The 26511-nt window shown below is 65.1% G+C and carries 14 protein-coding genes and 4 pseudogenes; 8 read left to right on the top strand and 10 right to left on the bottom strand.

Annotated features, from left to right (window positions below; translation table 11 throughout):
* Positions 1–29 precede the first annotated feature (29 nt).
* The 4 genes and pseudogenes from AZL_RS30300 (at position 30) to AZL_RS30285 (ending at position 4097) form a co-directional block, all read left to right on the top strand.
* A pseudogene (locus tag AZL_RS30300) lies at positions 30–1167 on the top strand (IS3-like element ISAzs33 family transposase).
* Positions 1168–1230: 63 nt separating this feature from the next.
* Positions 1231–2598: pseudogene (locus tag AZL_RS30295) on the top strand (IS66 family transposase); the annotation flags it as partial.
* Positions 2595–3167, top strand: coding sequence for a YecA family protein (locus tag AZL_RS30290; protein WP_052293819.1), 573 nt, complete (start codon positions 2595–2597; stop codon positions 3165–3167). The pseudogene AZL_RS30295 and the gene AZL_RS30290, both read left to right, overlap by 4 nt.
* Before the next feature lie 60 nt (positions 3168–3227).
* Positions 3228–4097 carry a hypothetical protein gene (locus AZL_RS30285; RefSeq protein ID WP_012978180.1) on the top strand — a complete coding sequence of 290 codons (870 nt, stop codon included), beginning with the start codon at positions 3228–3230 and terminating at the stop codon, positions 4095–4097.
* A gap of 38 nt (positions 4098–4135) precedes the next feature.
* Here the strand turns inward: AZL_RS30285 and AZL_RS35015 are convergent.
* Positions 4136–4786 (bottom strand): annotated as a pseudogene (locus tag AZL_RS35015) (transposase); the annotation flags it as partial.
* A gap of 320 nt (positions 4787–5106) precedes the next feature.
* The gene (locus tag AZL_RS30275) at positions 5107–5559 is read right to left on the bottom strand and encodes a hypothetical protein (protein WP_042446522.1); all 453 of its coding nucleotides are present in this window, start codon (positions 5557–5559) and stop codon (positions 5107–5109) included.
* Between the two features lie 365 nt (positions 5560–5924).
* Here AZL_RS30275 and AZL_RS36030 point away from each other — a divergent pair, with 365 nt between their 5' ends.
* Both AZL_RS36030 and AZL_RS30265 read left to right on the top strand, forming a co-directional pair.
* Complete coding sequence (locus tag AZL_RS36030; protein WP_371304264.1) at positions 5925–6350, top strand: plasmid mobilization protein; 426 nt, start codon at positions 5925–5927, stop codon at positions 6348–6350.
* Complete coding sequence (locus tag AZL_RS30265) at positions 6340–7350, top strand: relaxase/mobilization nuclease domain-containing protein (protein ID WP_012978177.1); 1011 nt, start codon at positions 6340–6342, stop codon at positions 7348–7350. Before AZL_RS36030 ends, AZL_RS30265 begins: the two co-directional genes overlap by 11 nt.
* On the opposite strand, the gene istB is transcribed toward AZL_RS30265, so the two are convergent.
* Together istB and istA are read right to left on the bottom strand one after the other, a co-directional pair.
* Positions 7347–8102: an IS21-like element ISAzs2 family helper ATPase IstB gene (istB, locus tag AZL_RS30260; protein ID WP_012972684.1), complete on the bottom strand. Its 756-nt coding sequence runs from the start codon at positions 8100–8102 to the stop codon at positions 7347–7349. The genes AZL_RS30265 and istB overlap by 4 nt on opposite strands.
* Before the next feature lie 10 nt (positions 8103–8112).
* Positions 8113–9627, bottom strand: coding sequence for an IS21-like element ISAzs2 family transposase (istA, locus tag AZL_RS30255; protein ID WP_012973785.1), 1515 nt, complete (start codon positions 9625–9627; stop codon positions 8113–8115).
* A gap of 284 nt (positions 9628–9911) precedes the next feature.
* On the opposite strand from istA, the gene AZL_RS35005 reads away from it, so the two are divergent.
* Complete coding sequence (locus AZL_RS35005) at positions 9912–11972, top strand: hypothetical protein (protein WP_148219766.1); 2061 nt, start codon at positions 9912–9914, stop codon at positions 11970–11972.
* A gap of 269 nt (positions 11973–12241) precedes the next feature.
* Here AZL_RS35005 and AZL_RS30235 read toward each other — a convergent pair whose 3' ends face one another.
* The 6 genes and pseudogenes from AZL_RS30235 to AZL_RS33910 form a co-directional block, all read right to left on the bottom strand.
* Positions 12242–14488, bottom strand: a complete 2247-nt coding sequence (locus AZL_RS30235) for a DEAD/DEAH box helicase (protein ID WP_148219764.1) — start codon at positions 14486–14488, stop codon at positions 12242–12244.
* Positions 14460–15773 carry an ATP-binding protein gene (locus tag AZL_RS30230; RefSeq protein ID WP_012978173.1) on the bottom strand — a complete coding sequence of 438 codons (1314 nt, stop codon included), beginning with the start codon at positions 15771–15773 and terminating at the stop codon, positions 14460–14462. The genes AZL_RS30235 and AZL_RS30230 overlap by 29 nt, the downstream gene beginning before the upstream one ends.
* Positions 15766–17943 (bottom strand): TerB N-terminal domain-containing protein, encoded by a 2178-nt coding sequence (locus AZL_RS35000; RefSeq protein WP_247894565.1) that lies wholly within the window; start codon positions 17941–17943, stop codon positions 15766–15768. Before AZL_RS35000 ends, AZL_RS30230 begins: the two co-directional genes overlap by 8 nt.
* Before the next feature lie 918 nt (positions 17944–18861).
* Positions 18862–19044, bottom strand: a pseudogene (locus AZL_RS37740) (peptidoglycan-binding protein); the annotation flags it as partial.
* A 218-nt stretch (positions 19045–19262) separates the two neighbouring features.
* Positions 19263–22880 carry a DEAD/DEAH box helicase gene (locus AZL_RS33730; RefSeq protein WP_052293816.1) on the bottom strand — a complete coding sequence of 1206 codons (3618 nt, stop codon included), beginning with the start codon at positions 22878–22880 and terminating at the stop codon, positions 19263–19265.
* Between the two features lie 761 nt (positions 22881–23641).
* A complete protein-coding gene (locus AZL_RS33910) occupies positions 23642–24583 on the bottom strand; it encodes a MarR family winged helix-turn-helix transcriptional regulator (RefSeq protein WP_148219763.1) in 942 nt (313 codons plus the stop codon).
* A 440-nt stretch (positions 24584–25023) separates the two neighbouring features.
* On the opposite strand from AZL_RS33910, the gene AZL_RS30210 reads away from it, so the two are divergent.
* The gene (locus AZL_RS30210) at positions 25024–26364 is read left to right on the top strand and encodes an IS1380-like element ISAzs3 family transposase (protein WP_012973088.1); all 1341 of its coding nucleotides are present in this window, start codon (positions 25024–25026) and stop codon (positions 26362–26364) included.
* Positions 26365–26511: the final 147 nt, after the last annotated feature.

The raw sequence follows: 26511 nt of genomic DNA, 5'->3' as shown, positions 1-26511 counted from the left end.
TGGTTCGCCTATCAGGAAGGACGGACCCGATGACGGGGAAACGGAAGCGGTATTCGGCGGAGTTCAAGGCGAAGGTTGCGCTGGAGGCGATCCGGGGCGAGTTGACGGTGTCGCAACTGGTGGCCAAGCACGGCGTGCATCAGACGCTGATCAACGCTTGGAAGAAGCAGGCGATGGATGGGATGGCAGGTGTGTTCTCCGGCAAGGCGGAAGCCGCCGAAACCAGCCATCAGGGCGAGGTGGAAAAGCTCCACACGATGATCGGCCAGTTGGTGGTGGAGCGCGATTTTTTGCGCAAGGCCTCCGGTCGATGAGCGTCGGCCGGAGGCGGAAACTGATCGAGCCGGAGCATCCGCAGCTGTCGATCACCCGACAGTGCGAGCTGGTTTCCATCAGCCGGTCCAGCTACTACGGGCCGGCCAAGGGCGAACCGGCCGTGAACCTGGACTTGATGCGGCTGATCGACGGACAGTTCCTGGAAACGCCCTGGTACGGCAGCCGGCAGATGACCCGGCATCTGCGCCGTCATGGCCATGAGATCAACCGCAAGCGGGTTCGCCGCCTGATGGCGCGGATGGGGTTGCAGGCGGTCTACCAGCGCCCGAAGACGACCGTGCCGCATCCCGAGCACAAGATCTGGCCGTACTTGCTGCGTGACATGACCATCGACCGACCCAACCAGGTCTGGTGCGCTGACATCACATACATTCCGATGCGTCGGGGCTTCCTGTATCTGGTAGCGGTGATGGACTGGGCAACGCGCAAGGTCTTGAGCTGGCGGCTGTCGAACACCATGGACGTCGAGTTCTGCATCGAGGCCGTCGAGGAGGCGATGGCGCGGCACGGCCGGCCGGACATCTTCAACACCGATCAGGGCAGCCAGTTCACCAGCCCGCGCTTCACCGGCCTCTTGACCGCGGCCGGCATCCGGGTATCGAGGACGGGCGCGGCCGTTGGATGGACAACGTCTTCATCGAACGGCTGTGGCGATCGATGAAGTACGAGTGCGTCTATCTCCACGCCTTTGAGACCGGCAGCGAGGCCAGAGCCGGGATCGACCGCTGGATCGATTACTACAACGCCGACCGCCCGCACTCGGCGCTCGGCGGCAGAACCCCGGCAGAGGCATACGAGGGCTCTCCGGACCAAAGCAGAATGGCGGCATAACACGAACCGGAACCAAGCTTATTTTAGCCTAAAATCTGTCCGGGAAATGGGGGCCAGCTCACTCCTGTTGCCAACGACAATGCGGACCGGACAGCGGGAAAGGCGAAACAGCAACCTCGCCGCCCGGCAGCCCGCAATGTCGGGGCGCTGCCCCGGCATCTGCCGCGGGTGGAAACAACCATCGAGCCGGACAACACCGCTTGCCCATGCTGCGCGGGGCCGATGCACCGGATCGGTGAGGACGTCGCCGAAGCGCTGGATGTGATCCCGGCCATCGTGCGCGTCCTGCGCACCGTTCGGCCGAAGTACGCTTGCCGGTGCTGCGCCGGCACCGTGGTCCAGGCCGCGGCCAAACCGCGGGTGGTCGACGGCGGCATGGCGACCACCGCGCTGGTCGCCCACGTCGTGGTGGCGAAGTTTGCTTGGCACCTGCCGCTGTACCGACAGGCGCAGATGTTTGCCGGCCAAGGCATCGTGTTGGACCGGAGCACGCTTGTGTTCTGGGTTCGCCGAGCCGCCTGGTGGCTGAGGCCGCTCTATGATCGGCTGCTGCTCTACATCCGCTCTCAGCAGCGGGTTTATTGTGACGAGACGCCGCTCCCCCGGCTCGATCCGGGACGCGGGCGGACCAAGGTCTGCCAGTTGTGGGCCCAGGCGGTGGACGACCGTCCCTGGCAAGGCCCCGCCATGCCGGCGGTCGGCTACGTCTACGCCGAGGGGCGGGATACGGCCGCTGTCCAGGAGCAGTTGGCGGGCTTCGACGGCATTCTCCAGGTCGACGGCTACGCCGCCTACAAGGCGCTGGTCCGCCGCCGTAAGCGAGCTGGTATCCGCCTCGTCTTCTGCCTGGCGCATGCACGTCGCAAGTTTGTGGCGGTGTTCAAGACCACCAAGTCGGACGTGGCGCGTGACGTGATCGCCCGCATCGGCGCGGTGTACGCCATCGAGGAGCGTATCCGCGGCACCGCAGCGGACACCCGCCGGCTGGTCCGGCAGGCCGAAACCCGGCCGATCATGGCGGCGCTGAGGGCTCGGCTGATGGAGGTGCGGAGCGAAATCTCCGGCCAATCGAGCCTGGCCAAGGCGATCGCCTACACGCTGGGCCACTGGGATGGGCTGGTCGCCTTCCTCGACGATGGTCGCATCGATGTCGATACGAATGCCGTGGAACGCACCATGCGCCCGATCGGAGTGAGCCGGAAGAACGCATTATTCGCCGGCTCGGCAGCCGGTGGCCGGGATTGGGCGATCCTGGCCTCTCTGATCAACAGCGCAAAGTTGATGGGGCTCGACCCGTTCACCTACCTTGCCGACGCGCTGGAGCGCATCGTATCCGGCGCGGTGAAGGTCAACGATCTCGACCGCCTGCTGCCCTGGGCGTGGAAGGCGGAGCGGGACACCGCGCTCGCTGTCGAGGTCCGGGCGGCATGAGCAAGTCTGGCGCAAACGCCACCACGACGGCGGCCAAACCGATGCTGAGTGCTGGCGAACTTGAAGCCTATCTGCGGGCTCGCGGTCGGGCGGCCCCGGTGTCGTGCCTTGACGGGCTCGACGGCTACCTGACCGCTGTTCTGATTGGGCCGAAGTTCATCGATCCTCAGCTTTGGCTCGGCCAACTTCTGGGCGAGCGCGCCTTGCTCGCCACGGAGGAAACCCGGGAGTACCTGGCCATCCAAGCCGTGGTGCATCACCACAATCGCCTATCGGAGACGATGGCGCAGTTCCCGTATCTGTACCGGCCGCAGTTACCAACACACCATGCCGGGGGCTTGGACCCGATCTTCTGGTCCCTCGGCTTCCTGATGGCAACCCGGCTGGCACCGCGCGCCTGGAAGAGCATGGCCAACCCGGACAAACCAGAGCACGCCACGTTCCAGGCCCTGCATCCTCTTCTGATCAGCACGGCACCCATCGCCGACGCCGACATCCCCGCCCTCGCTAAGGCCATCCTCGACCTGCGCGAACACTTCAAGGCCCGCCGCAACAGATCCATGCGGTGATCCCGGGGAATCGGTGAAGGGTGCGCTCGAACCGCTTACAGCTTTTCCGCGCATCAGGCGATGGTGCTGATCCGGTCGCTGGCTCCACATTTCGAAGACACTGCGTACAACGTCGAGAACGGGCGTCGGGTTCGTGGGGAGTCCGAGTTCGCACGCCTTATCCGTGCCTGCATCGATCATCTCGCCGCCGAACCCTCGACGGACGCGGCCGACTTCCTTGCCGCTTGGCGCGACGATCCCCAGCGTGCCTCCTGGCGTGATGCCTTCGCCCATGCCACGGCGCGACAGCTGCGGGTCCGCCGCGAAGCCTTGTTCCAGCACGCCGACGTCGAGCAGGTGGTGGTGGCGCTCGATGGCGGAATGCCGGCCAACGCCGCGGATTTGCAGGCGCTCGTCGTCCAGCATCTGGAGGACATCGCCGAAGAAATCCGCACCGGCTCCGGTGACGGCTGGAAGACCTTCTGGAACACCGAGGTGGAGAAGCCCGTCAAACCCAAGGCAGAGAACATCTGCCGCAACGCGCTGCTCGGCCTGTTGAAATCCCGCCTCATCCGCCACGGCGCTGTGGCGAAGCCTGAGGGCCACTACGCCGGGAGCAAACGCGCCGACATCGACGTCACCGCCGGCACGCTCGTCCTGCCCATCGAGATCAAACTGCAGAAGCATGATGCGCTGTGGACGGCGGCGGAAGGGCAGTTGCAGCGGCTCTACACGGCCGATCCGCTGGCGGGCGGACGTGGCGTGTATCTTGTGTTCTGGTCCGGCCCCACGGTCGACCTCACGCCTCCACCCGACGGCTCGCCGCCACCGGCATCGGCGAATGCCCTGAAGATGGCGCTCGCGAACCGACTGACGGGCAGCGCGCGCGAGCTGCTGTCGGTGGTGGTGATCGACGCGGCGCCGCCGGACCCAACGCTTTGGCACCCATGATCCTGCAAAGTTCCGGGGCGGTTCAGTGGCGATCACACCGGGGGATCCATCAGCCTATCAATGACAGCCAGGAGGACGTCCTTCACATCGCGGTTCTTCAACTCGTACAAAACGCGCTGCCAGAACTTAGCACCTTCGTTCCGCTCTTTCCGCAGGGCATGGACTTCCTTTGCGCCGCCGGCCCGCATGCCGATGGTCACATGGATGGTCTTATTGCTCACCAAACCGTCGTTGCGGATCTTGATCCGAATGGCATCCTCCAGGAACACCAGCGGGTAGATCGCCTCCAAGGGCCGATTCTGCCAGGTCGTTACCTCCTTGATCACCGCGTCCGTCACCGTTGAGATCAGGTCGGCTGGGACCTCGATACTGTAGAGCTGCTCCCGCAGGTACCCTGTGACTCATGCCTCGGGCGTACGTCGAAATGATCTTCTCGTCGAAGCCAGGGAACCGACGCTTGTAGTTGCCGATCAGCATCTGATCGAACGTTCCCGTCCGGTCGCGTGGGATGCACAGGTCCATCGAGTCACCATCGGCCCTCACCGTCTTGTGGCCGTAGCCGTTGAAGGATTGCCGCTCTTCATTAGACCCAGCTCCTCCTTCAGTACCGACCCCATCAACTCATTCCTCAGCTGGTCGAGCAAGCCGTTCTGATCGAATGCCGTCTTGGCGTCAGCTCCAACCAGCAGATGATCAAGATTTCATGATAAACGCGCCCAGCACGGAATTCCTGGCACACCCCTGCGGGGGACCATCACCATTCGCCTTTCCGTTGGATGCGGCAGGACCGTAATTTTCCCTGTCGATACGGCTCGATCACACCGGCGACATGCACAGGCCGGTGGTCATGCCCCACCGGTGCAACATCAATGACATGGCGGTCCCTGCTGATAGGGATCACCGCAAGAGCCTCGGCCTTGTGAGAGACGAACAAGCGGGGTGGGCGCCGGTCACGGCGCCCACCCCGTTGTTTTTGTAGGCCAGAGCCGGTGCTCTGTGCCGCGCGGGATCAATTCGATTCAGCGCTGTCCGGGTTCGCGAAGTCCAGCTTCTTCTGATCTCCATTATCCTTCGCCTTTGGCACCCGCCTGGGGATGGTGCCGGTTCTGTTCGTCGCCGTAGCGGCGGGCGGGGCGATCTCCGTGCTGGGGACTTTCCTGATCGTCTCCACCGCCATGGCGGTCTTGGTGTTCTTCGCCTTCTCCGTCTTGCGCATCTTCGTTCTGCGACCGTCCTGCAGGTAACCGCTCAGGCTGCCCGCATCGATCACGAGGTCCTGCTCCGTCAGCCACGTTGCCAGCTCTTTCAAGGTCCAGCCCGCGTTTCGCTTCTTGGTCAGCTCGTTCTTGAGAATGTCGATGGCTTCGCGGGAGCACAGGTTCCTCGTCGGGACCGGCGCGGTTTCCAGCTTCTGGCGCAGGTTGTTGAGGAAGTCCGGGGTGTAGGTGCGCGTCCTGGGCATGGCATGCCCTCCTCGTCCATGCATCCTCGGAGCACCGAGGATGTCCGCCACCATGGTACCGCACCAGAGCCGGCACACAAAAACTTCGTCCCGTGGTCGAGCGGCCTGTTGCGCGCTCCATCCGATTCTCCCAGGTCCCCGGTGGGGCGGCCTGGAGGTCCGCCGGAGGGGACAGGGTAGGCGAATGTCCCACCGCGCCCGGAGGCCGCAATGGGACACCGGCAGGACCGCCTCGGCGCCGCAGGGCGGCTTCTCGGCGGTCCTGCCTTTCGCATCCTGGTCAGGGGCTAAGCCCCCGACACCCCCACCGGCACCGCCCGGACGCGCTGCATGCGCCGAGCCCCGGCTCGGGAACGGAGGGTGGCATGGCGAGACGGTCAGGATCCGATAAGCGCCTGAAGGACGATAGCGTCAGGCTGCGTGTGACCCCACAGGAGCGTAGGCTCATCGAAGGGAAGGCGCGGCAGGCAGGCGTGACGATGTCGGAGTTCATCCGACAGGCCGCGCTGAACCGGGAGGTCCGGTCCGTCGCCGACCGCAAGGCGATGGCGGACCTGAACCGGCTGGGCGGCCTGCTCAAGTGGTGGCTGACCGACGGCAAGGGCAAGGACGGCGACCGCCACATCCGCGGCAAGGCACCGCCGGAACATGTGCCGACGATCACCGATATCCTACACGACCTCAAGCGCGCCGTTCTGCGGGTGATCACCAGCACCGACGATCACATGGACGAGGAGGACTGGGGCTACGCCGCCGAGGCCGACGCGGTCGAGGACGGCGATGATCGCTAAGGTCTGCAAGCGGCGGCGCGATGGGCGATCCTGCTTCGCCGCCGCCATCGCCTACGTCGCGGCCCCAGGAAAGGCCTCGCATCTGGCGCTGCACGAGATCCTGAGCCTCGACCTTGCGGCGGCTCAGATGCGCTTCATCTCGGACGCCTGTCCGCGGTGCCGCGATCCTCTCTATCATCTCGTCGTGAGCTGGCCAGAGGATGAAACCCCAACCGACGACGAGGTGGAAGAGGCAGCCCGGCATCTGCTGCGCCGCATCGGCTTTGACGACCATCAATGGGTGCTGGCCGTTCATCGCAACACAGCGTCCGTTCATGTCCACATCCTGATCTGCCGTGTCCATCCAATTACGGGACGGGCTCATTACCCTCACCGCGACTGGGTCACGCTGGACCGCGCCTGCCGCGAGGTGGAACTGGCACAGGAATGGAGCCACGACCGTGGCCGCCATGTGGTGGTGATGACCGGCGATCATCTGGCCATCGAAGATCGGCCCCGCGCCGCCGACACGCCGCCGCGTCTGTCCGACCCGGCGCTGCGGTACGAGCGCGCAACCGGCCGGATGAGCTTTCAAAGCTGGGTGGCGACGCAGCCAGCGGACATCGTGCGCGACGCAGCGGATTGGGCGGAGGTGCATGGCGCATTCCACGAATTGGGCATCGCCATCCGGCGCAAGGGCAGCGGCCATGTCATCGTCGATCTTGCCGATCCCACCACGGTCGCGAAGCTCTCCCACATGGGCCTTGGCGGTCTGAGAAAGATCAAGGCACGGCTGGGGGAGACATACGCACCGCCCGATCCGACACCGCCTCACCACCTGCCGGACGACTCTCGCCTCGCTGCCTGCGTATTTCGGCGAATTCGCCCAGGCGTTTCGGTTGAAAGCGCCCACCGTTTCGGCGAAAGCGCCCACCCGAATTGCAAGCTGGTGGGAGCCGGGGCCGAACCCTGGATTTACGTTATGAAGGTTGTGGGTTTGGTTGCCAAGCACCGGCCTTAGGTGTCGGGGGTTTCGCTGGCGGCATCGGCCTTGGTGCGGCGCATGGAGTCGCCATGCAGGTCGATGCGGTAGGCCCGATGCACGAGGCGGTCGAGGATGGCGTCGGCGTAGGTGGCATCGCCGATGAGCCGATGCCAGTTGGCCACGGGAACTTGGGTGGCCAGCATGGTTGCGGCCCGGTCGTGGCGGTCATCGATCACCTCCATCAGGTCCAGGCGCTGAGGCGCGGTCAGCTCGGTCATCGCCCAGTCATCCAGGATCAGCAGGTCGAGCCGGGCGATCCGTCGCAGCAGCCGGGCGAGCGAACCGTCCAGGCGGGCGGTGGCCAGATCGTCCAGCAGGCGGGTCAGCCGGGTGTAGAGTACGCTGTGGCCTTCCCGCGCCGCCTGGTTGCCGAGTGCACAGGCCAGCCAGGTCTTGCCGATCCCGGTCGGGCCGGTGATCAGAACCGGCCGGTTCTCCTTCACCCAGCGCCCGGTGGCCAGCTCGCGCACAACACCGCGATCGAGCCCACGCGGGGTGCGCAGGTCGAGGTCCTCCAGGCAGGCCGTCTGGCGCAGCCGGGCACGTTTCAGTCGGCTGGCGAGTGCGGTGTTGGCGCGCTCTGCCGCTTCCCGCTCGATCAGCGTGCCCAACTGCTCGTCGAAGGCCAGTTGGCCGCGATCGGGCAGGCGTTCCAGCGCCTCCAACCCCTTGGCCATGCCGTACAGCCGCAACTGGCGCAGCCGCTCGTGGTTGACGTGCTTCATCATCGTATCTCCGTCAGTGATAGTAGGAAGGGCCGCGCAGATTGGTGTGCTCGCCGGCACCGGCCGCGTCCGCCGTTGTGGCCGGGGGAGCGGTCAACCAGCGCTGGACGTAGCGGTAGGATCCGACGTTGGCCTCCAGCGCCGCCTGGCAGGCTTGCTCCAGCCGGCTGGTGCCGTGGGTGGCCGCCAAGCGGATCAGGCCGATCCCGGCCCGCACCGCCTGTTCGGGGTGATCGGCGCCGGCCAGGATGCGTTCGAACAGCAGCGCGGCGGCCGGGCCGATGGCGGCCAGTTCGGTCTGGATGGCATCGGGGGTGAAGCGGGCGACGGCCCGGTGGTTGGCGGGGCGATGGGCGTCCAGCGTCACGGTGGCGCCGTCCTGCCGGCGGACATGGCAGGCCATCCGCTTGCCGCGCAGGAAGACGCTGATCACGCCGGCGGTGCTGTGCACGTCGACCGTCTTGCCGATCAGCGTGTGGGGCACCGAGTAGACGCCGCCGTCGAGAGCGAGATGATAGTCGGGCGGGACCTTGTGGCGCGCCCAGGTGCCCGGCACGAAGCGGTCCGGCGGCAAGGGGCGCAGGGTCGGCTGCTCCTCGGCGGCGAACAGGCCGGCGCGCGTGTCCTGCGGCCGGCGGCTCAAGGGAGCGGCATTGAGGGTGGCCAGCTTGTCGCGCAAGGCCGCGTTGGCGGCGTCCAGCGTGGCGAAGGGCGTATCGCGCAGCGGGGCCAGCACCCGCCGCTCGACCTGCTGCACGCCGTTCTCGGCGCTGGGCTTGTCGCGCGGGCGCCGCACCCGGGCCGGCAGGACGGCGGTGCGGTAGTGCCGGGCGAGATCGTGATAAGCCGGGTTGATCGCCGGATCGTAGAAGGAGGCGTGGCTGACGCCGACCTTGAGGTTATCCGGCACCAGCTTGCCCGGCACGCCGCCCAGATGTTCGAACAGCCGGGCGTGGGAGGCCAGCCACTCCTCCGCCTGCTGGGTCCAGGTCGCCTCGGCATAGACGTAGCCCGAATACGGCAGGCAGGCGACAAACACCTGGGCCTGCCGCGCCTCAGCGCCGAGCCCGACGGTCAGCGTCATCCCAGCGTAATCAACCTCGATCGCCGCCCCCGGCCGATGTTCCCGGCGCAGACGCGGCTCGGCATGAGCACCCTGCCATGCCCGGAAATGCTGGACGAATTGGGTGTAGCGATAGCCGCCGGGATGGACCTCCAGGTATTCCTCCCACAGCAGCCGCAGCGTTACGCCACGGCGGCCGAGTTCCCGGCTGATGTGCCGCCAGTCGGGCACCGGGCGCGCCGACGTGACCGGAGGCGGGAACAGCCGCTCCTCCAGCTCGACGTCCGTCCAGCCCAGCACATCCGCGTACTGCAGCCCGGAGGCCCGTAGCCGCTCCAGGTAATCGCGCACGGTGCTGCGCGGCAGCCGGCAGGCATCGGCAATCTGCCGTTGGCTGGCGCCAAACTCATCCCGCAGACGAAGGACTTCTCTGATCCGCCGCATGTCCGACCTCGCTCGGGGCATCCCGATCCTCCTTGGCCTGTGCCGTGGAAAGATCATGGGGATGCCAAAGGCTGGTTCGGACCCCGATACCACCACTCCTACGGGTGGGCGAATTCACCGAAACGGCTGGGCGCTTTCACCGTTCTGCCCGGGCGCTTTCCGCCGTTCCCGCTGGGTGCTTTCCGCCGAAATATGCAGCTGCCGATACCGTCTCTGAGATGGACCGACCGCATCCGTCCGAGAAGCGCAGAACGCGGGATGCCGCACAGCGAGACCGGCGCCGAGCGGAGCGGAAGGACGAGCGCTTGGCGCTGTACGATCTCTACCGGGCCAGCGTGGCCGATCAGGAGGAGCGGCTCCGCAGTGATCGCCGGATGGCCTGGGAGGCACAGCGGGCTTCAGAACGCGCGCGCCGAGCCGCCCTACAGACAGATCAGCAGGATCGTCGCCTCGAACTCAGGGGTATCCACTTGCCGCTGGTGAAGCGGCAGGCCTGGACCGAGATGCTGGCGGCGGTCGCCGCCGAGGAATGCGCCGCCCTGACGGCAACCTTCCAGGGTGAGCGCCAGGCGCTACGGCACCGGTTCGGCGCCCTTCAGCGCACCGGATGGACCGATTTCCTGCAGGAACGCGCAGCGGCTGGGGACAGGGCGGCGCAGGCGGCGCTGCGCGGCATCCGGTACCGGACGCGCCGTGCAGATCCGGCGATAACCACGGCCCCCGATCCCTCTCCGCAGCCGACGCAGACCGACGCCGTACAGCCGGAAGGGGCCGTCCGCGCCAAGCCATCCCGACGCGACCCGGAGCCGGTCCGGAACGGCGCGCGGCGTATCGACGCCATCCTTCATCCTCCGCTCGAAGCCCGTCCGCTGCCCTCTGCTCCTCCACTGAGCCGCACGGCGCGGTACAAATGTCAGATTCTCGACGACCATTACGGCCATGCCATCGACCGCGCCATCGGCGAGGTGATCCATTACGTCAGGCTGCCGCGATCGCAGGATGAGCCGCTGCAGGTGAGGCTCACCTCCGATGAAGTCCTGACCGACCATGGCGATCTGATCACCGTCGTCTCGCCCGACACCTTGACCGGTGATGCCGTCACCGTCTTCGTCGCTATGGTTCAGGCTGCCAAATGGCCGGCAGTCGAGCTCTTCGGCAGCGACGAATGGATTGCCGCCGCCACCAGCGCACTGGATGCCGCCGGCATCCTGAACTGGCCTGAAGGCCAGCAGCCGAAAATGGCTCCGGCGGCAGCCCGGCCCGATGAGCCAAGCTCCCGCCCCCCCCTTCCTTCGCCACCAATGGACATGTCCGAGCCGGTTGAGCCGGCACCGGAGGTCCTAGAGACAACAGCGATCCCGAACGCTGTAGCTTGGGATTCCATATTGGGCAACGAGGAACTCGAAGCCGATCCGCCACAAGTCGGCACTAAAACCTCGCCTCCGCCCCCGGTCTCCAGCCAGAGACTGCCGGCTTCCATCGTCGACCCGGTCGATGCCAAAAGCCGCACTCGCACGGCGATCGAGAGGCTGCGTGATGCCGTTCTCGGCAAAAAACACCTGCCGCTCGGGCCGGTGAACGCACCACTGGATGCCCAGCTTCGGAGGCCGGCGCCTCCGCCGTCGCGCACCCAGATACACATTGAGACATGGCTTGCACAAGCCAGGCAGATGCAGGCGGCCCCAACAAGGGAGAGTATTCATGAGCACGGCAACGGAACAGATGACGACCGGACAGGAGCCGGCGACCGTCAGCAAGCGGATCGACCGGATGGAGCGGCAGATTGCCGCCCTGACCCGGCATCTGACGTCCCCCCCATCACCGGACAGCGCCGCGGACGCGATCCTGCAGCGGCTGGACCAGATCGGCGAAGTGCTGATGCAGCTCGCCGCGAGCGTGGACCGTCAGAACGCGAGCCTGACCGTTACCCTGTCGCTCCTGCAATCACGGGAATGACTGAACCGGCAGCAGCCTTGCCTGCGCTTCCGGCACGGCCGTTGCCTACCTTGGAGCCGAAGTTCCAGCCCCCATGGATTTTCAGCCAGTACATCAAGCACCTGGGGCAATGGCGTGACCGAAAGCTGCGGCGTGCCTCGGCAGCCGCGGTGATCCAGTCGCTGCCATTGGTGCGTAAAGCGGTGGAAGAGCGCGGGCTCGCCTCGTCGGCAACCGACGGGCCAGAGTTGGTGGATGCCTTTGTGGTCGCGATCCTGATCAGGATCGATCCCGGCCTGCTCGAGACCCATACAGCGGTGCTTGCATTGGTTCAGGAACATCAGGTCACGGCGGTGGGGAATAACCCGTCACTCACCGAACAGTCTGAGCGGACCCGATCCGCCGGTCGCCCGCACGGACACGACCGCTAAGTTGTTCGGTTGCGGAACGTTGTTGGGGGGTGCGCTGTTGGGCTATCGGGGAATGGAATACGGTGCGTGGTTCGAGCGACGCCTTGTGACGTGCCCCTCGACCGGCCCGGTGCTCCACAGTTCTCTCAGCGCCGCTCGCACGGCGTCGAAGTCCCGATCCAGGCTGGCGGCGAAGCCTGGAAATGCACCGACCGCCGCCTCCGCGATCCAGGCCTTCAGCCGATCGGCGGCGCGCTCATTCATCGACATGACGGCGCGTCAGTCAGCGTTCATAATGGCGCGGCCTTCATCAATCGGCGCGCGATTCCAGGCAATGCCGCCGGTTCCAATCTCTGACTGGCGAAGGAATGCAACAGCAGGTCGTCAGTCAGAAAGGTGTCGTATTTGCCGATGCTCCTGTTCGCGACGGTTGCCGCGAGAGCCAGGGAGTTGGGCATTGGGGCAGACGCGATGGCGTCCAGCGCCATAACGACAGCGTCCTTGGTCGTGCCGATGATCTCCAGTGCGACACCTCGCATGTTGGCATCGATACCGCGGGCGCGCAGGGCCAGGGCCAGCGTGCCGAGCTTCACAGTTCCCACCCAGGGGAACAGCCAGACATGCCCCTCGTCGTCGATCACCCCGCTGCCGGCCAAGCCGTAGCGGGTATAGGCCATCCGAGCCTCGGCCAGTAGAGCCTTTGCCGTACCGTCCAGAAAGGCCGGCACCTCGACCGCGGCGTAGACCGCCTGCATCGTTTCGACCACAGTGTCATGAAGATCACCGCCGCCACCACCAAAGGACGGGGGACGTCCGGCAGAAGACGGCGTCACTTCGATCAGCTTTTCCCGATCCACCACCGCCATGACCGTCCAGCGCCGGCCGGAGAAGATGATGGTCATCCCGGCGGCCAGCGGCGTCACCACCGGCAAGGTGCCGAGCGTTGTGCCGCCATGGACGACGCGGTATTCCGTACTGGTCTGGAAGACGCTGTAGAAGTCGTAGTGATCGACCAGCCGTTCCCCCGCTTGGCCAAGCAACAGCGTGCCGTCCGCCGCCTGTTCGATCAGCCCCACCTCCGGACGTCCCATGGCACGGAGCAGCTCCGCATAGAGCGTCGGCGGAACCAGTCCGAAGGGACCGTTGCGACACAGGGTTTCCCAAGCGAACTTGGCGGGAACGCCGCCACGCTCGGCGATCAGGGCCAGGGTCTGATGCGTCAGGGTCGAAAGATCGACGGATGCCGGACGGGGCGGTTCCACCCAATGGCGCAGCAGCAGCGACACCATGGCGACCCCCTGCGTCAGATCGAAACGCAGCGTGTCCGGCGGTGGCATGCCGGCGCGCAGTTCCTGCTCCGCCACGAGAAGCCGCAACGTGGCGGGATGGCCGGCGCGGCGGCCGGAGCGGCCCATCCGCTGACGCAAGCTGGCCACCGACCAGGGCGGACCGATCTGCACCACACTGGCGATGTCACCGATGTCGATGCCGAGTTCCAGCGTCGCCGTGCAGACCGCCGTGGTCGGCAGTGGCCCTTCGCGCAAGCGCTCTTCAACGAAGGCACGGTGGTCGCGCGACAGGTTGGCGTGATGCGGAAAGAACTCGTTGGGGACATGGTCGCGCTCGGAGATCCGGCGCAGCAGGTCCGACAACTCCTCTACCGTGCCACGCCGTCCGGCAAACACCAAGTGGCGGTCACCGCGTAGGGTCTTGTACAGATGCTCGGCCATGGCGCGTTGCACCGCCTCGTCCGCATCCTCCTCAACCTCTGCGTCCGCTTCAACGGCGGGCGGTTGAGCCGGGGCCGCTTGGGTCGTCCGCGTAAAGCCCCGCAATTGCAGACGCAGGCTCTGGTCCGATGCCGCATCCTCCACCAGCGCCACCCGCTCCGCTTCGCCGGGACGCAGGAAGCCGGCGGCCAGTTCCATGTTTCCCAGCGTTGCCGACAGGCCGATGCGGGTGATCCGGCGGTCGATCGACACTTCAAGCCGATGCAGCAACGACTGCAGTTGCCGCCCACGCTCGGCCCCAATGAAGGCATGCAGTTCATCGATCACCACGGCATCGAGCGCACCGAACAGGCGGGGAATCTCCAACCCGCGCCGGACGAAGGTGGCCTCCAGCGATTCCGGCGTCATCAGCAGCACGCCGGCCGGACGCTGACGTGCCCTCTGCTTCTGGCTGGCGGAGACATCGCCATGCCAGCGGTACACCGGCACCTCCAGCGCCTCGCATAACGCATCGAGCCGGCGAAACTGGTCGTTGATCAGTGCCTTCAGCGGACTGACATAGAGCAGACGGAATCCGCCGCCCGGTTCGTCGATAACGCGCGAAATCAGCGGCAGGAATGCCGCCTCGGTCTTGCCACCCGCCGTTTGCGCCGCAACGATGACGTCCCGCCCACCGGCGACGATGGGCGGTATCGCGGCACGCTGGACCGGACGCAAATCGCCCCATCCCTGTCGCCACACCCAACGCCGGATGCCGGGGTGAAGCTGGTCGAACGGGTCAGAGGGTGAAGGAAGCAAGCTCGTCATCGCCATCAGCCTCGGTCACAATTCCCTCACTGGTGGCGGTTTCGCTGGACACTGCGATGCCACCCAGCAGCGTTTGCCACGGCGTGCCGGGGTTCTGCTCCAGCACCGCCAACAAATTGATGAAGGCGGTCACCGAATTGCGCGGCGTCCGGAAATAGGCGTCTCCGATCCGCTTGCCGCAATGCTCCATGAAGGCGCCCAACGCTTCGTCCGGGACCGCGTTGCGGGCTGGGTCTCCGCCGGCATGGACATTCCGCAGATTGCGCAGAAGGACGTACAAATCCTCCGGCGTCAGGTTCTGCAAGCGGATCACTGGACCGGACAGATCGACCAGCCCGCCTTGCGCGAAGCTGTTCTCGGCCAGACGCGATTGCAGCGCCGGGTAGCTGTAAAGGCCACGCCGCGGGTCCATCAGGAATTCCGGCGTGCCACCGAACAGAAAGCCGATGTTGGCCGCCGAGCCTTGCAGCGCATCGTTCAGGATCCGCAGGATCTGTTCGTAATTGGCCGAACGGGCCTGGACGCTGGTCAGCTTGTAGAGGTTGACCATCTCATCCAGCACCACCAGCAACCCGTCGTAGCCGGCGATCACCACGAACTTCGCCAACAGCTTCAGGTAATCGTAGAAGCTGGCATCGTCGATGATGTCGCGCACGCCCAACGCTTGGCGGGCTTCCGTCCGGGTAGAGTATTCAGCGCGCAGCCAGCGCAGGGCCGCGGCCTTGCCCGCATCGTTGCCCTCTTCCGACGCCTGCCAATAGCGGGTCAGGACGGTGGTGAAGTCGAACCCGGAAACCAAATCCTCCAATGGGGCAAGGCGCTGGTGAACCACCTCCTCGACCTCCCGGCCCGACGCCTTGGCCGTCTTATGGGCGTCACCGATGAAGCGTTCCACCACGCTGGCGAGCGCCCCACCCTCCGGTTTGGTACGCGTTGCCAGATTACGCAGCAGTTCGGCGTAGAGGTTACGCGCCTGCCCACCGCTGGCGTGCAGACGGCGGTCGGGCGCGAGGTCGGCGCCGACCACCACCAGCTTCTTTTCCAGCCCGATCAACCGGGCGAGGTTGAGGAAGAAGGTCTTGCCCGCCCCATATTCGCCGATGATGAAGCGGATGGAGGCACCGCCCTGGGCGATCCGCTCGACATCGCGGATCATCTCCTCGACCTCGCGGATACGGCCGACCTGGACGTGTTGCAGGCCCAGGCGCGGCACGACGCCGGCGCGCAGCGCCTGAAGAATGGCATCGCGGTCTTTGGGCTTGATCTTGGCGGTCGACTCAGACATGCGCAGCGGGCTCCGGCATGGGCGGTTGCAGAAGGGACAAGGTGACGGTGATCGGATCGTCATCGTCGAGGACGGCCTCGTCGAAGCGGTCGAAGGCCCATTCGTTGATGGTTTCGATCGCGCCGTCCGGCATCAGGTCGAGCGAACGGGCGAGCGCCTTGTAATCGTCGCGAGTCCAACGTTCGGCGGCGCAGAGTTCGCGCAACAGGGTACGGTGCTGGGAATCCAATCCGTCGAACGGATCGTCATCGTCCGCGTCTCCGGTGCCTTCGGCGGCAGCGGCGGGCAGCGTGGCCTCCGGCACCACGACCTCGTCGACGAACACCGACCCCAGCACGCTGGACACGCGAGCGGTGTCCGCCTGGATGCGGCGGATGCGTTCGGGATCCAGGCTCAGCCCACCGGACGGGTCAGGCATGGCGTGAGCGGGGTCGTTGGCAAAATCGGTGCCTGGCCGGTCTTCCGCCCCGAGAGCGTGCAGATCGGAAAACAGCGTGGCGGGATCGAGGCCCAAGAATTTGTAAAGCTTCTGGAGGAGCTTGATTTCCTCGGCATCCACTCGCCCATCGGCGGCGGCCATGGCAATGGCGAGCCGGCCGACATTGTCCCGCGCCTCGACCGGTAAGGCTGCGGCACGGGCTTTCAGCGCGCTGCGATCGGGCGGGCAGGCCTCCAGCCAGTGGACATGGGCGGCAAGACGACGCTGCTCCCCCTCGGACAGGTCGGGCGCGTCGGCGATGTGCGCGGCGAGGAGCACCCGCTCCTCATCAGCGATGCTGCCGTCCACCCCAGCGACCATCACCGCCAGCGTCAACCGCAGCAGCGCGTTGCGGTAGGTGTCGGACGGAGGTCCATCCGGCACCCCAACCGATAGCCCGCCGGCCCCGTCGTTCCGGAACAGGGCGAGGGGTTCATCCTGACGTGGCAACCGCCCGCCAAATGCCGGGTCTGGCTCCATCCCATAGCCCAGAACCGCCAACGAGGCCGCCACCCCTTGCATGTCGCGCTTGACCGGCTTGTCGGGAGCAGCGCCGTTCACCCGCCGCAACACTTCGGGCCAGGGAACCAGCGCCGGACGGTCAGCGGCAAGCCCGTCGAGCCACCCGCGCAACGCTTCGACCGCCGGAGGCGGAGTCTCGCGCAGTTCGACCGGCAGCAACGCGAAAGCCTCCAGGCTGTCGCGCCGATCCGGACTGCGGCCGAGAAAGCGGCTGTAGGCGTCCAGAGCATCCATGCAGGATTCCGCCAAAGGCCGCGCCTTGGTAAGAGGGGCGCTGAGCGCCGCCACGTCGGGCAATTCCGCCCCGGCGCTCTCGATGGACACCGACGCGCGGAAAGTTCCGCTGCACGCCTGATAGGTGGGACGCAGCTTGCGTTGCGGTGGTTTGACTGTGATGCCATTGGGGAAACGTTCGGCGAAACGGCGCAGGAACAAGACGCGGAACTGGTCCGGCGCGCGCATCGCCGGGGTGCGCCAAACCAGATCGGGGTCGCAATGCAGCCACGCCAGCATCCAGTCGCCCTTTATCGCTTCCCCCGTCGCGACGCGATGACCCAAGCCAATCTTGAGGTCGAGCGGTATTTCCCAATTGCGGTCTTGAAGGTCCGGCGGCTCGCTTGGAACACCGTGGAGCATCAGCCGCGCCATGATCAGAAACTGGCCGGAGTAACGCATGAACGAGGCGTTGGCGCCATAGACCCGGCGCAGGCGTTCCACTTCGGCGATGATCGCAGGGGCATCGTCCTGGCTACGGTCACCGATCAAACGTCGCTCAAGCCCGTAAAAATACAAAAAGACAAGGCCCATATCCACGCCCCGCTCCGAGCGCCCTTCGGCGAGCCAGCGCAGGTAGGCGTGACGGTAGACCGGGTCGAGCCCCGCGTAGGACGGAAAATAGCCGATTCGCCATTGCGTCGTTCCTGAACGCACCGGCAGCGAGGGGTCGATCAGACAATTCTCGGTTCCCGCGCCGTCCAACCGGGGCAGGCGTCGGCCGACATAGAGCATCCCATCATTGATCGTGATGCCGGCCACCGTCACCGATTGCCCCGCCGACACCCACCCCCCGACATCCGGAACGGCGGGAGGCGGCGGTGGGGGTGAGGCGGCTTGAGACCGCCCAAGGCCAAGATTGCCCCAGTCGATGGTGTCAGCCAGCTTGCCGAACAAGGATGGAGGTTTCGCCAGCGGTAACGGCGACGACGAGGGAGGAGGTGACGGCGTTGACGGAGGCAACGGAGACAGCGCTGCCTTTTGAGCCAGGATCTCAGCCACACGGCGACGGTTCAGTTCACCGGGCGATGGCGGTGGCGGTGGCAATGGCGGAGGAGGCGGAGACAGCGCTGCCTTTTGGGCGAGGATTTCAACCAAACGGTGGCGGTTCAGTTCACCGGGCGATGGTGGTGGTGGTGGGGATGGCAGAGGTAACGGAGACAGTGCCGCTTTGCGCGCGAGAATTTCAGCCACACGACGGCGGTTAAGCTCACCAGGCGATGGAGAAGGAGCATCGTCAGATCGAAGTCTGAACGCTTCAAGCACAGCAGCCTGCCCTTCGGGGTCCGGTTCTGGAGCCCCCGAACTGCCACACGCATTGTCAACCGATATCAACGCTGTCGTCTCCACAACCGGTTGGACAACCTTCAAGAGAGCGACACGAGCGTTCTCATCGGCGGCGCTGGAAAGCGCCACCCTCGGCAACGGCATCGTTGACGTTACCGGCCTCTGCCCATCCGGGTTCATGACCTCAGTAACCGGCGCGAACTGCGGTGGAATTGGAAGCGCCCGTGAACGTTTGGCGCGCCGCCGAGCCACCAACAACGCTATGCCTCCGATCAACGCCAGCAGCGGCCATGCCGCGACCGGCCAAGAGGCGCCGGGTTTTGACGTATCGCTCGGACCGGACAGCGGCGGTTCGGAAACGGAATGCAGTGCGGTAGGGTCGACTTCTGCCGAAGGCAAGATGTCGGACGGCGGCTTCCAAGCTGGAGCGACGACCGATGGAGCTGGCGTCGCTGGAGACGGTTCCGGCACAGGCCCAGGTGCCGGCTGGGATGCCGGTGCCGAGTCTCCGATCCCCAACCGGCGCAGGGTCTCGGCATCCAGCGTACCTGTTGGGGTCAAGCCTTGGCCGCGCTGAAAGGCGCGAACGGCACGTTGTGTCCGCTCTCCCGGCTGTCCATCCGACGAACCGACATCAAAGCCTTTGCCCCGAAGCGCTTCCTGCGCCTGTCGAACCTCCGCGCTGACCGGCTTTGCCAAAACGGTGTTCATCGCAGTCGTGTTCAGCAGGACCAGAGCTGTCAGCACCGACCGACACGCCACCAATCGCCATTGCCGCGGAATTCGGGAAGGTATCGGCGGCTGGCAGAGGGACATGTCGGAAGGCCCGTTGGCGGAAGAGAGACGCATCATAGATCTTGGGTTGTCTCATATCCACAATCTCCACCTTGGAAGATGGTAGCGCCCAAAGAGGCGTCCGAACCCACCATCTAACCTTCGGCAAACTCCTCTTCCTGTGAGGTGACGAACCGAATTCCATTGGTTTCCGCGCGGATGGACGCTTCATCCACAACGGGAAGGCCGTTGGCCAGGGCATCGAAGTACCGGCGCGTCTTCCACCGGTCACGGTCCCCGATCACGAGGATACGGTCACGGGCACGGGTCAGGGCGACGTTCAGCAGATTCGGCGTCAGCGCCGCCCAGTCCATGCCACCCGGCTTGGCGGGATTTCCGCCCAGCACCAGCAGCACCAACTCGGCCTCCTTACCCTGAAAGGTGTGGACGGTGCCGACGGCTTCCTTGATCCAGTTGGGATCCCACCCGTCCCGCTCCAGCCTCTCACGCAACCCCTGGGCCACTTTGCGGAAAGGCGAGATCACATAAAGGCCGGGTCGGCGGTCCACACGCTTCGCCTCGTGCCACGCGGCGGTGACCAGCGCGCATGCGAGGTCACGCTGGATGGGAATCAGATGCCCTTCCGCTCCTTCCGCCGGAATATCGATCCAGCGGCTCTCCCCGAACAGTCCGCCCGGATCGGGCGTGCCGACGCGGCCCTGCACCATCAGCCCGTCATAGGCGATGCGGTTCGCCACCGAGAACATCGGATCCAGACAACGGCGATGCACGCGCAAAGGGCTGCCCACCCACAATGGGTCGCCGTCTTCCTGCGGCAAGGCGGTGCCCAGCGGATTGGCCCGGTCGGCCAGAACCTGGGCCGAGGCCCGAACCGGATGCCAGCGGTCGGCCAGTGCGCAACGGCGCCGGATCGCCTCGACCGCCTGCATCGGCAGCGTGACGACCGGTTCCAGTTGCAGGGGGTCGCCGATGATCACCGCTCGCCGCGCTCGCCATACCGCGCCGGTCGCTGCCTGGGGCGTCGCCTGCCCGGCCTCATCCACGAACAACCAGCCGATGCTTTCCCTCCCCATACCGTCGAACAGTCGGTCAAAGGAGGCAAAGGTCGTTGACACCAACGGCACCGCCAACCCAAAGGTCGCCCACAGCGACGCCGGGCCACCCTCAACAGCATCTCCGGCAATCTTACCGGTCAGCAGATCCATGAACCGGTTGAGGTTGGTCCACACCTTCTTCGAGGCGCCGGCCAGGAAGGCACGGTGCAGGTCGAGCGCCCGCAAGAAGCAAGCGACACGCAGATCGTGCAATTCACGATCCATCCAAGGGGAAGTCTTCTGCCGCTCTTCTTCCGAAAGCGCCCGCCACGAAACGTCGATCAGGGTGCCGGCGAAACCGCCGCCCAGTGCGTCGAGCCGGTCCGCGAGCGCCGCGGACGCGGTCCGCTGGCTCTCCCACAAGGCTTGAGAAGCAGCGAGCTGTCGGCGTGCCTCCTCCACCGCCACCATCCGACGCCGGGCCTCCTCCTTCACCGTCCGGCTTGTGGCGGTGGCGGTCGATGCCAGAGTATGCAGCGCATCGCCGACACCCTGCCAATCGCCGACCTCCTGCAAAAGCGCCGGTTCGGTCAAGCCCGCGTCTGACCTCAACAATTCGGCCAATGTCCGCCGCGCGGTGTCCCGATCCATCAACAGCTTGTCCCGATCCGCCGGAGCCGCCGCCCGCTCCCGCTCCAAGACCTCCAGCGCGGTGTGCGCCTTTGATCGGCGAAGATCGGCCTCCACCCGCTCCCGCTGCAGTCGGGTGACGATGTCGCCCGCCTCACGTCGACGCGCTTGCCAATCGCGCTGATGCTTCGTGCCGAACAGAGTGCTGAAGAAAGATGGCCGCTCCCGGTCCAGGCGCTCGTAAACCTCGCGCTCCACGGCGAGACGGGCTTCGCAGGCGGCGATCGCCGCTTCGGCCTCGGCAAGGTCTGTCACCAGGAGCACTTCACTCTGACGTGACACCGCCATGAGGTTGTCCAGGCGGTTCAACGCATCACGACAGCTGCGCTCACGCGCTGATGCCTCCTGGCAGCGGTCGAGGATCTCTCCCCAGGCGGATAGCTTTGCCAAATCCTCCCGTGCCGCAGCCGCCTCGAGAGTGCGTTGCTGTTCCGAAGCCTCGTCCCGCCGCACCGCATCCTCCGCCGCCGACAGCGCCGACAGGGCCTCGTCATGCTCGGTCAAGGCGTCGGACAGCGCAGCCAGGGCGTCACGCCGATCCTCGAAACGAGCGATGGCTTGGCGGAAAGCGGCGCGTGCCTCATGCCACGACGGCGCCCCTTCTTGGAAGGCGTTCTTGAACAGGGTGGGCGGAACCTTCACCCGGTCAAAACGGCCGAACCAGAATCGGTTGACGAAGGTCGAGCGTTTTTCCTTGTTCCCCAGCACCGCCGCCATCATGCCCCAGCAGGTGCCGGCCTTGCCCGGATTTCCATCAGGCGCGAACAGCGTGTCGGCGGCGGCTCGGAAATGGTCTGCCTGGTCCAGCCAACGTGGATCGATCGCCTTCAGGGCTGGGACCTCGCGGGTGACGTTCTCCACAGCGCTGTTGTTGGATGAGGCGACGACCATTTCGAAGCCACGCAGCCGCTCGTCGATCTCCCAAACATGATAATCGCTGTGCCGGATGGCCCGTTTCTCATCGAAGGCGTCGTTGGGCTGGGTGAATTGGGCGAGCACCATCGCGCGCTCGACGATCACTCCAACGATCAGGTCCCGCAGCAGCGTCGTCTTGCCGGTTCCTGGCGGGCCATTGACGGAAAACACGCCACGGCCATCTTTCAGCGTTTCCAAGGCGGCATTCACCGCCGTCTGCTGAGCCATCACCAAAGGATGCCCACCGGGCGTCGGCCAGCAGCCCGACGGCAGATTGGACGGGTGCAGCAGCCGTTCGGCAAAGCCGGCGTCGCGCACCACATCGGTGCGCCCACCGCTGTGGCCGAACAGGTAGCGGACCAAGCCGGGACCATAGTCACCGCGTCGGATGGCGTCGGACACCCGCCCCAGATCGCGCAGGAAAAAGCTGTTGAGCAGATCGGGTTCGATCTCCCCGAAACGCCCATCCTTGCGAGACTTCAGTTCCACACCCTTGAAGCGGGCCCGCGCCGTGAGACCAGCCCGTGGTGTCCAGCCGGTTTCCTTGGCAACAATCGCGGCGATGGCATCGCAATCGGCCAGCGTCAGCGGCTGAGCATCGCTGAAAGCATCGTTCCCCTCCTCCGGCACCAGGATTTCACGTTCAGCAAGATAATCGGTGATGCGCGTGACCACTCGCTCCTCGACCACGCCAAAATCGCCGAAGCGCAATTCACCACGGGCGGCAGCGATTTCATTCATCGCCCAGGGCACCGCCGACACAGCAGGAGCACCGAAGGGGTGGCCATCGGCGGTGACGCACAGACAAACCAACGCCGCCTCGCCACCGCGCGGCCGCTCCTCGTCATCGTCCACGCCCAGCCGATCCCGCAGTTCAAGGACCACCCCCTCCATCTCGAACAGACCGATATGGACCAAAAAACGCCAGCGGCGCTCACGGGTTTCGACGTAGGTGGCGCGCATCCGCTCATGCCAGGGCAGCGTCGTCTCGTCGCCCGCCGTCCAGACATGATCCTTGCGGTCATTCTTTGGCGGCGCTCCTGGAGACAGCGCCTCGATGGCCTGCCAATAGTCGAGGATTGTCAGCGCGGTGTTTGATTGGTCGGGAGTCATTGGCAAGTGCATCGTCAGAAGATTCAACCCACTACGAGCGATAGGGCACCTACATCACTAATAAGTAGTAAACGGCGGTCATCAACTACCTTATCTGGGCTGGATTGTCTTTGGAGATCTGTGAAAGGTGTATATTGATCTAAAACCCAGCAAAGAGCTGATTCAGCGACGTGCTTGGATCCGTCAAGGTGGAAGCGTGCGCACTGGATGTTGGCCCACGGTCACCAATATCATCGCCGATCAATCGGGCATCTCAAAAAGCGTGATGATCTGGATATGAGTGAGCCCATCGTTGCGCGATGCCCGCCAGCGGCTCGTCAAAGGTGCGCCAGGGTCAGTCCGGTGCATACAACGTAAACGGCAGCCCCGAACCAGCGGGACGGCTGGACAGCCAAATCTTGCGAGGTTGCCGAGGCTGCGCCAGCAGGAGCCATGGACTCGCCGGGCAAACGTCCCGCATGCGGTGCAACGGCCCAACGACGCCCTCTGGTGCGTGCACAGCGTGATGCGAGGGAGGCTATGGTCGAGGATGCAAAGATCAGGGAGAAAGTCAATCGAACACAAGCAGGTATTCAAAGAAGAAACTGTGTCTACGATGCACTTCCTCTCATATAGAACGCTACATTTCCCGAAAAATCTTGCCTATTCTGTCCATTTCGCGTAACGTATTTAACTATTAATTGATCATGAAAATTTCCAAAAAAGCCCTCACTCCCTACCGATGCGCACCTTGAATTGGCCGGCGAAGCGGTCAAGTCCTTTCACCATAGAATCTTCTCCATCATTTCTTCCAAAGCCATGGCGACACGCTCGTCCTCGATCCCTGCAAGATTGAGGGCAAGCGAAAAGGGATCAACTTGCCCCTCGCGGCCGGCGATAGCGGGGTTGTATGCCCAAATCTGCAGCAGACAGGTGCCGGTCTCCTCTACCGGGATCACCTCGGGAGCGGTGGTGCGGATCATTGACCATCCCTTCGGGCCGACGGCATAGACAGGTTGCGCCGGGGCAACAAGCATACTCATCTTCGCCAGGGCGCTTTCGCCAGCAAGAAAGAGATCCGCAGTTGAAATGTCCTCGGCATGGAAGCGCAATGTCTTGCGCACCGGGTTGCGCAGTCTCGGATGTGCCGCATGCCACAGTTGTTGCCCCTGGCAGCTGAAGTGCAGGCGTCGCTCATGGCCGTGCCGCGCCGTCTTGGCCAAGCCGACGCCTTCGAGTTCGTCGAAGACCCTGGTCATGGTCATTTGCGTGTACCCGAGGAACTTGGCCATGTCCCGAGCGGCGAGGCCATCTTGGACACGACGGGCAAGGGCCGCCATCACCGCGGCTTGCGTCGCCGGACTCAGGTGTTCGCCGACAGAGGAAGACTTGCGCCCGCCCCGTGTGCGCGCAGCGATACCAAGGTCTGGCCAATGGAGTTGAACATCTGGCACAACAAAGGGGATGCGGCGCTCAACCAAGCGGTTCCGCACATATCCCGGCAGTTGTTCGGCAATCAGAACGTAGCTGTCTTGAACGGACGCTGGGCACTGGCGTACCTGCTTCTCGAAGGCGGCCGGGGAGAAGTCGTCGGGGTCGCGCAGTACGAGGCCGGTGCTTTCGTTCTGTCCGAAGCGTACGACATAGAGTCCGAAACGCTGGCGTAAGAACATGGGCAGGCCTGCGGTGGGTCGTGGATCGATGGATGGCTCGGAACCGGCCATGCGGCCGACGTATCGTCCGAAGGCTTGGAGAAGGGGGTCCATTGTAGGATCCGTGGATAACATCAGAATGCAAGATAACAGCATGAATGTTAATTTGCAGTCAGGTGTTATTCTTAACCGATTCCCCTGGGGATCACAGGGGGTGATGCACAGCGACCACACGAGGGTGACAGGCATCACGCAGGCGACATGCTGACTCGGACCCTGTGGCGAATTGAGGCGCACGGACGGATGGGATGGACAGGGGGTGCCTTAACTCCGGCCACCCGGTGTGATGTTGCGCTGAACAGAGTTTTGCGCAGGATCGCTGTGCGGACACCTACCCTCATTCCTAGCCGGGAAAATTCATGAGGGTTGGCGGGTGTAGCGGCATCCGTTGAGCGGCCGTAGGATTTGGGTGCTGACGCCAACTCCTGCCGTTTCCGGAGCGCCCACCCGCCATGGTTGATCATACCCTGCCGCTGCCCGGCCTGTCACCCGTTGCTGGAAAGCCGGTGATCGGGCGCTTTGATGGCGGCCGCCTGTCCTCCGATGGCGGGCTGCTGGTGCTGCGGGAGGTGGCGAAGCGGCTGCGGATTGCCGATCGGCTGGCCGCCTGTATTGAGGACCCGCGCGATCCAACGCGCACCGTGCATTCGCTGGCCGACATCATCGGCTTTCGCCTGCTGGCCATCGCGGCGGGCTACGAGGACGGCAACGACGCCGGCAGCCTACGCTCCGACCCGCTGTTCAAGATGGCCCTGGAACGCCTGCCGTCCGAGCGTGACCTTTGCTCGCAAGCCACCATCTCGCGCCTGGAGAACCTGCCGGATACCCGCGCACTGCTGCGCATGGGCCGAGCCATGGTCGATCTCTACTGCGCGTCCTTTCGCCAGGTGCCCAAGCGCATCGTGCTGGATGTAGACGACACCTTCGACACGGTGCATGGCGGTCAGCAGTTGCGCCTGTTCAACGCCCATTATGACGAGTACGGCTTCCAGCCCATCGTTGTCTTCGACGGCAACGGCCGCTTTGTCACCGCTGTGCTGCGCCCAGCCAAGCGGCCCAAGGGGACGGAGATCCGGACCTTCCTGCGTCGCCTGCTCCGCGCCATTCGGGCAAACTGGCCCAAGACCGAGATCCTGCTGCGCGCCGACGGCCATTACGCCTGCCCGGAGGTGCTGGACTGGTGCGAGGCGGAGGGGCTCGACTACGTGCTCGGTCTGCCGACCAGCAGCACACTGCGCCGTCACGTCACCACGCTGGAGGCCAGCACCGCGGCGCGCTTCCAGGCCATGCCCGGAGCCGACAAGGTGCGCCGCTTCAAGGAATTCTATGACGGGGCCAGCACCTGGAGCCGGGTCCGCCGCATCGTCGCGCGCGTCGAGGCAGGAGACCAGGGCACCGACAGCCGCTTCATCGTCACCAACCTACGCCACGGCACGGGTCGCTGGCTGTATGCCGGCCTGTATTGCGCGAGGGGACAGGCGGAAAATCATATAAAAGCCTGGAAATCCCACCTTGCCGCAGACCGGACCTCCTGCACCAAGGCGACGGCCAACCAGTTCCGCCTGTTCCTGCACGCCGGGGCGTACTGGCTGCTGTGGAGCCTGCGCTCGCTGATGCCGAAACGCTCCCGCTGGCGCACGGTGCAATTCGACACCTTGCGGCTGCGCTTGGTGAAGACCGCCGCGCGTATCGTGGAGATGAAGACGCAGATCAAGGTGCACCTGCCGACCAGCGCGCCTGATCAGGCGATCATCCACCTCGCCCTCGGCCGCATGCCCCGGCTCATCTGCTGAGCACCGGGGCAGCGTGCCCCAGCCGTCACCCAATCCCCTCCACCACCAACTCCGACACCGTCACGCCGCCGTCAGCGCGGCGGCCGACGACGCGCGCCCATACAGCCCAACGTTGATCATCTCAACGCGGCGACCAGACCGCTCGCC

This window comes from Azospirillum sp. B510 (assembly GCF_000010725.1).
Lineage (GTDB): Bacteria > Pseudomonadota > Alphaproteobacteria > Azospirillales > Azospirillaceae > Azospirillum > Azospirillum lipoferum_B.
Note: the sequence above shows the minus strand (reverse complement) of the source record. Positions and strands in the feature narration are given on the sequence as shown.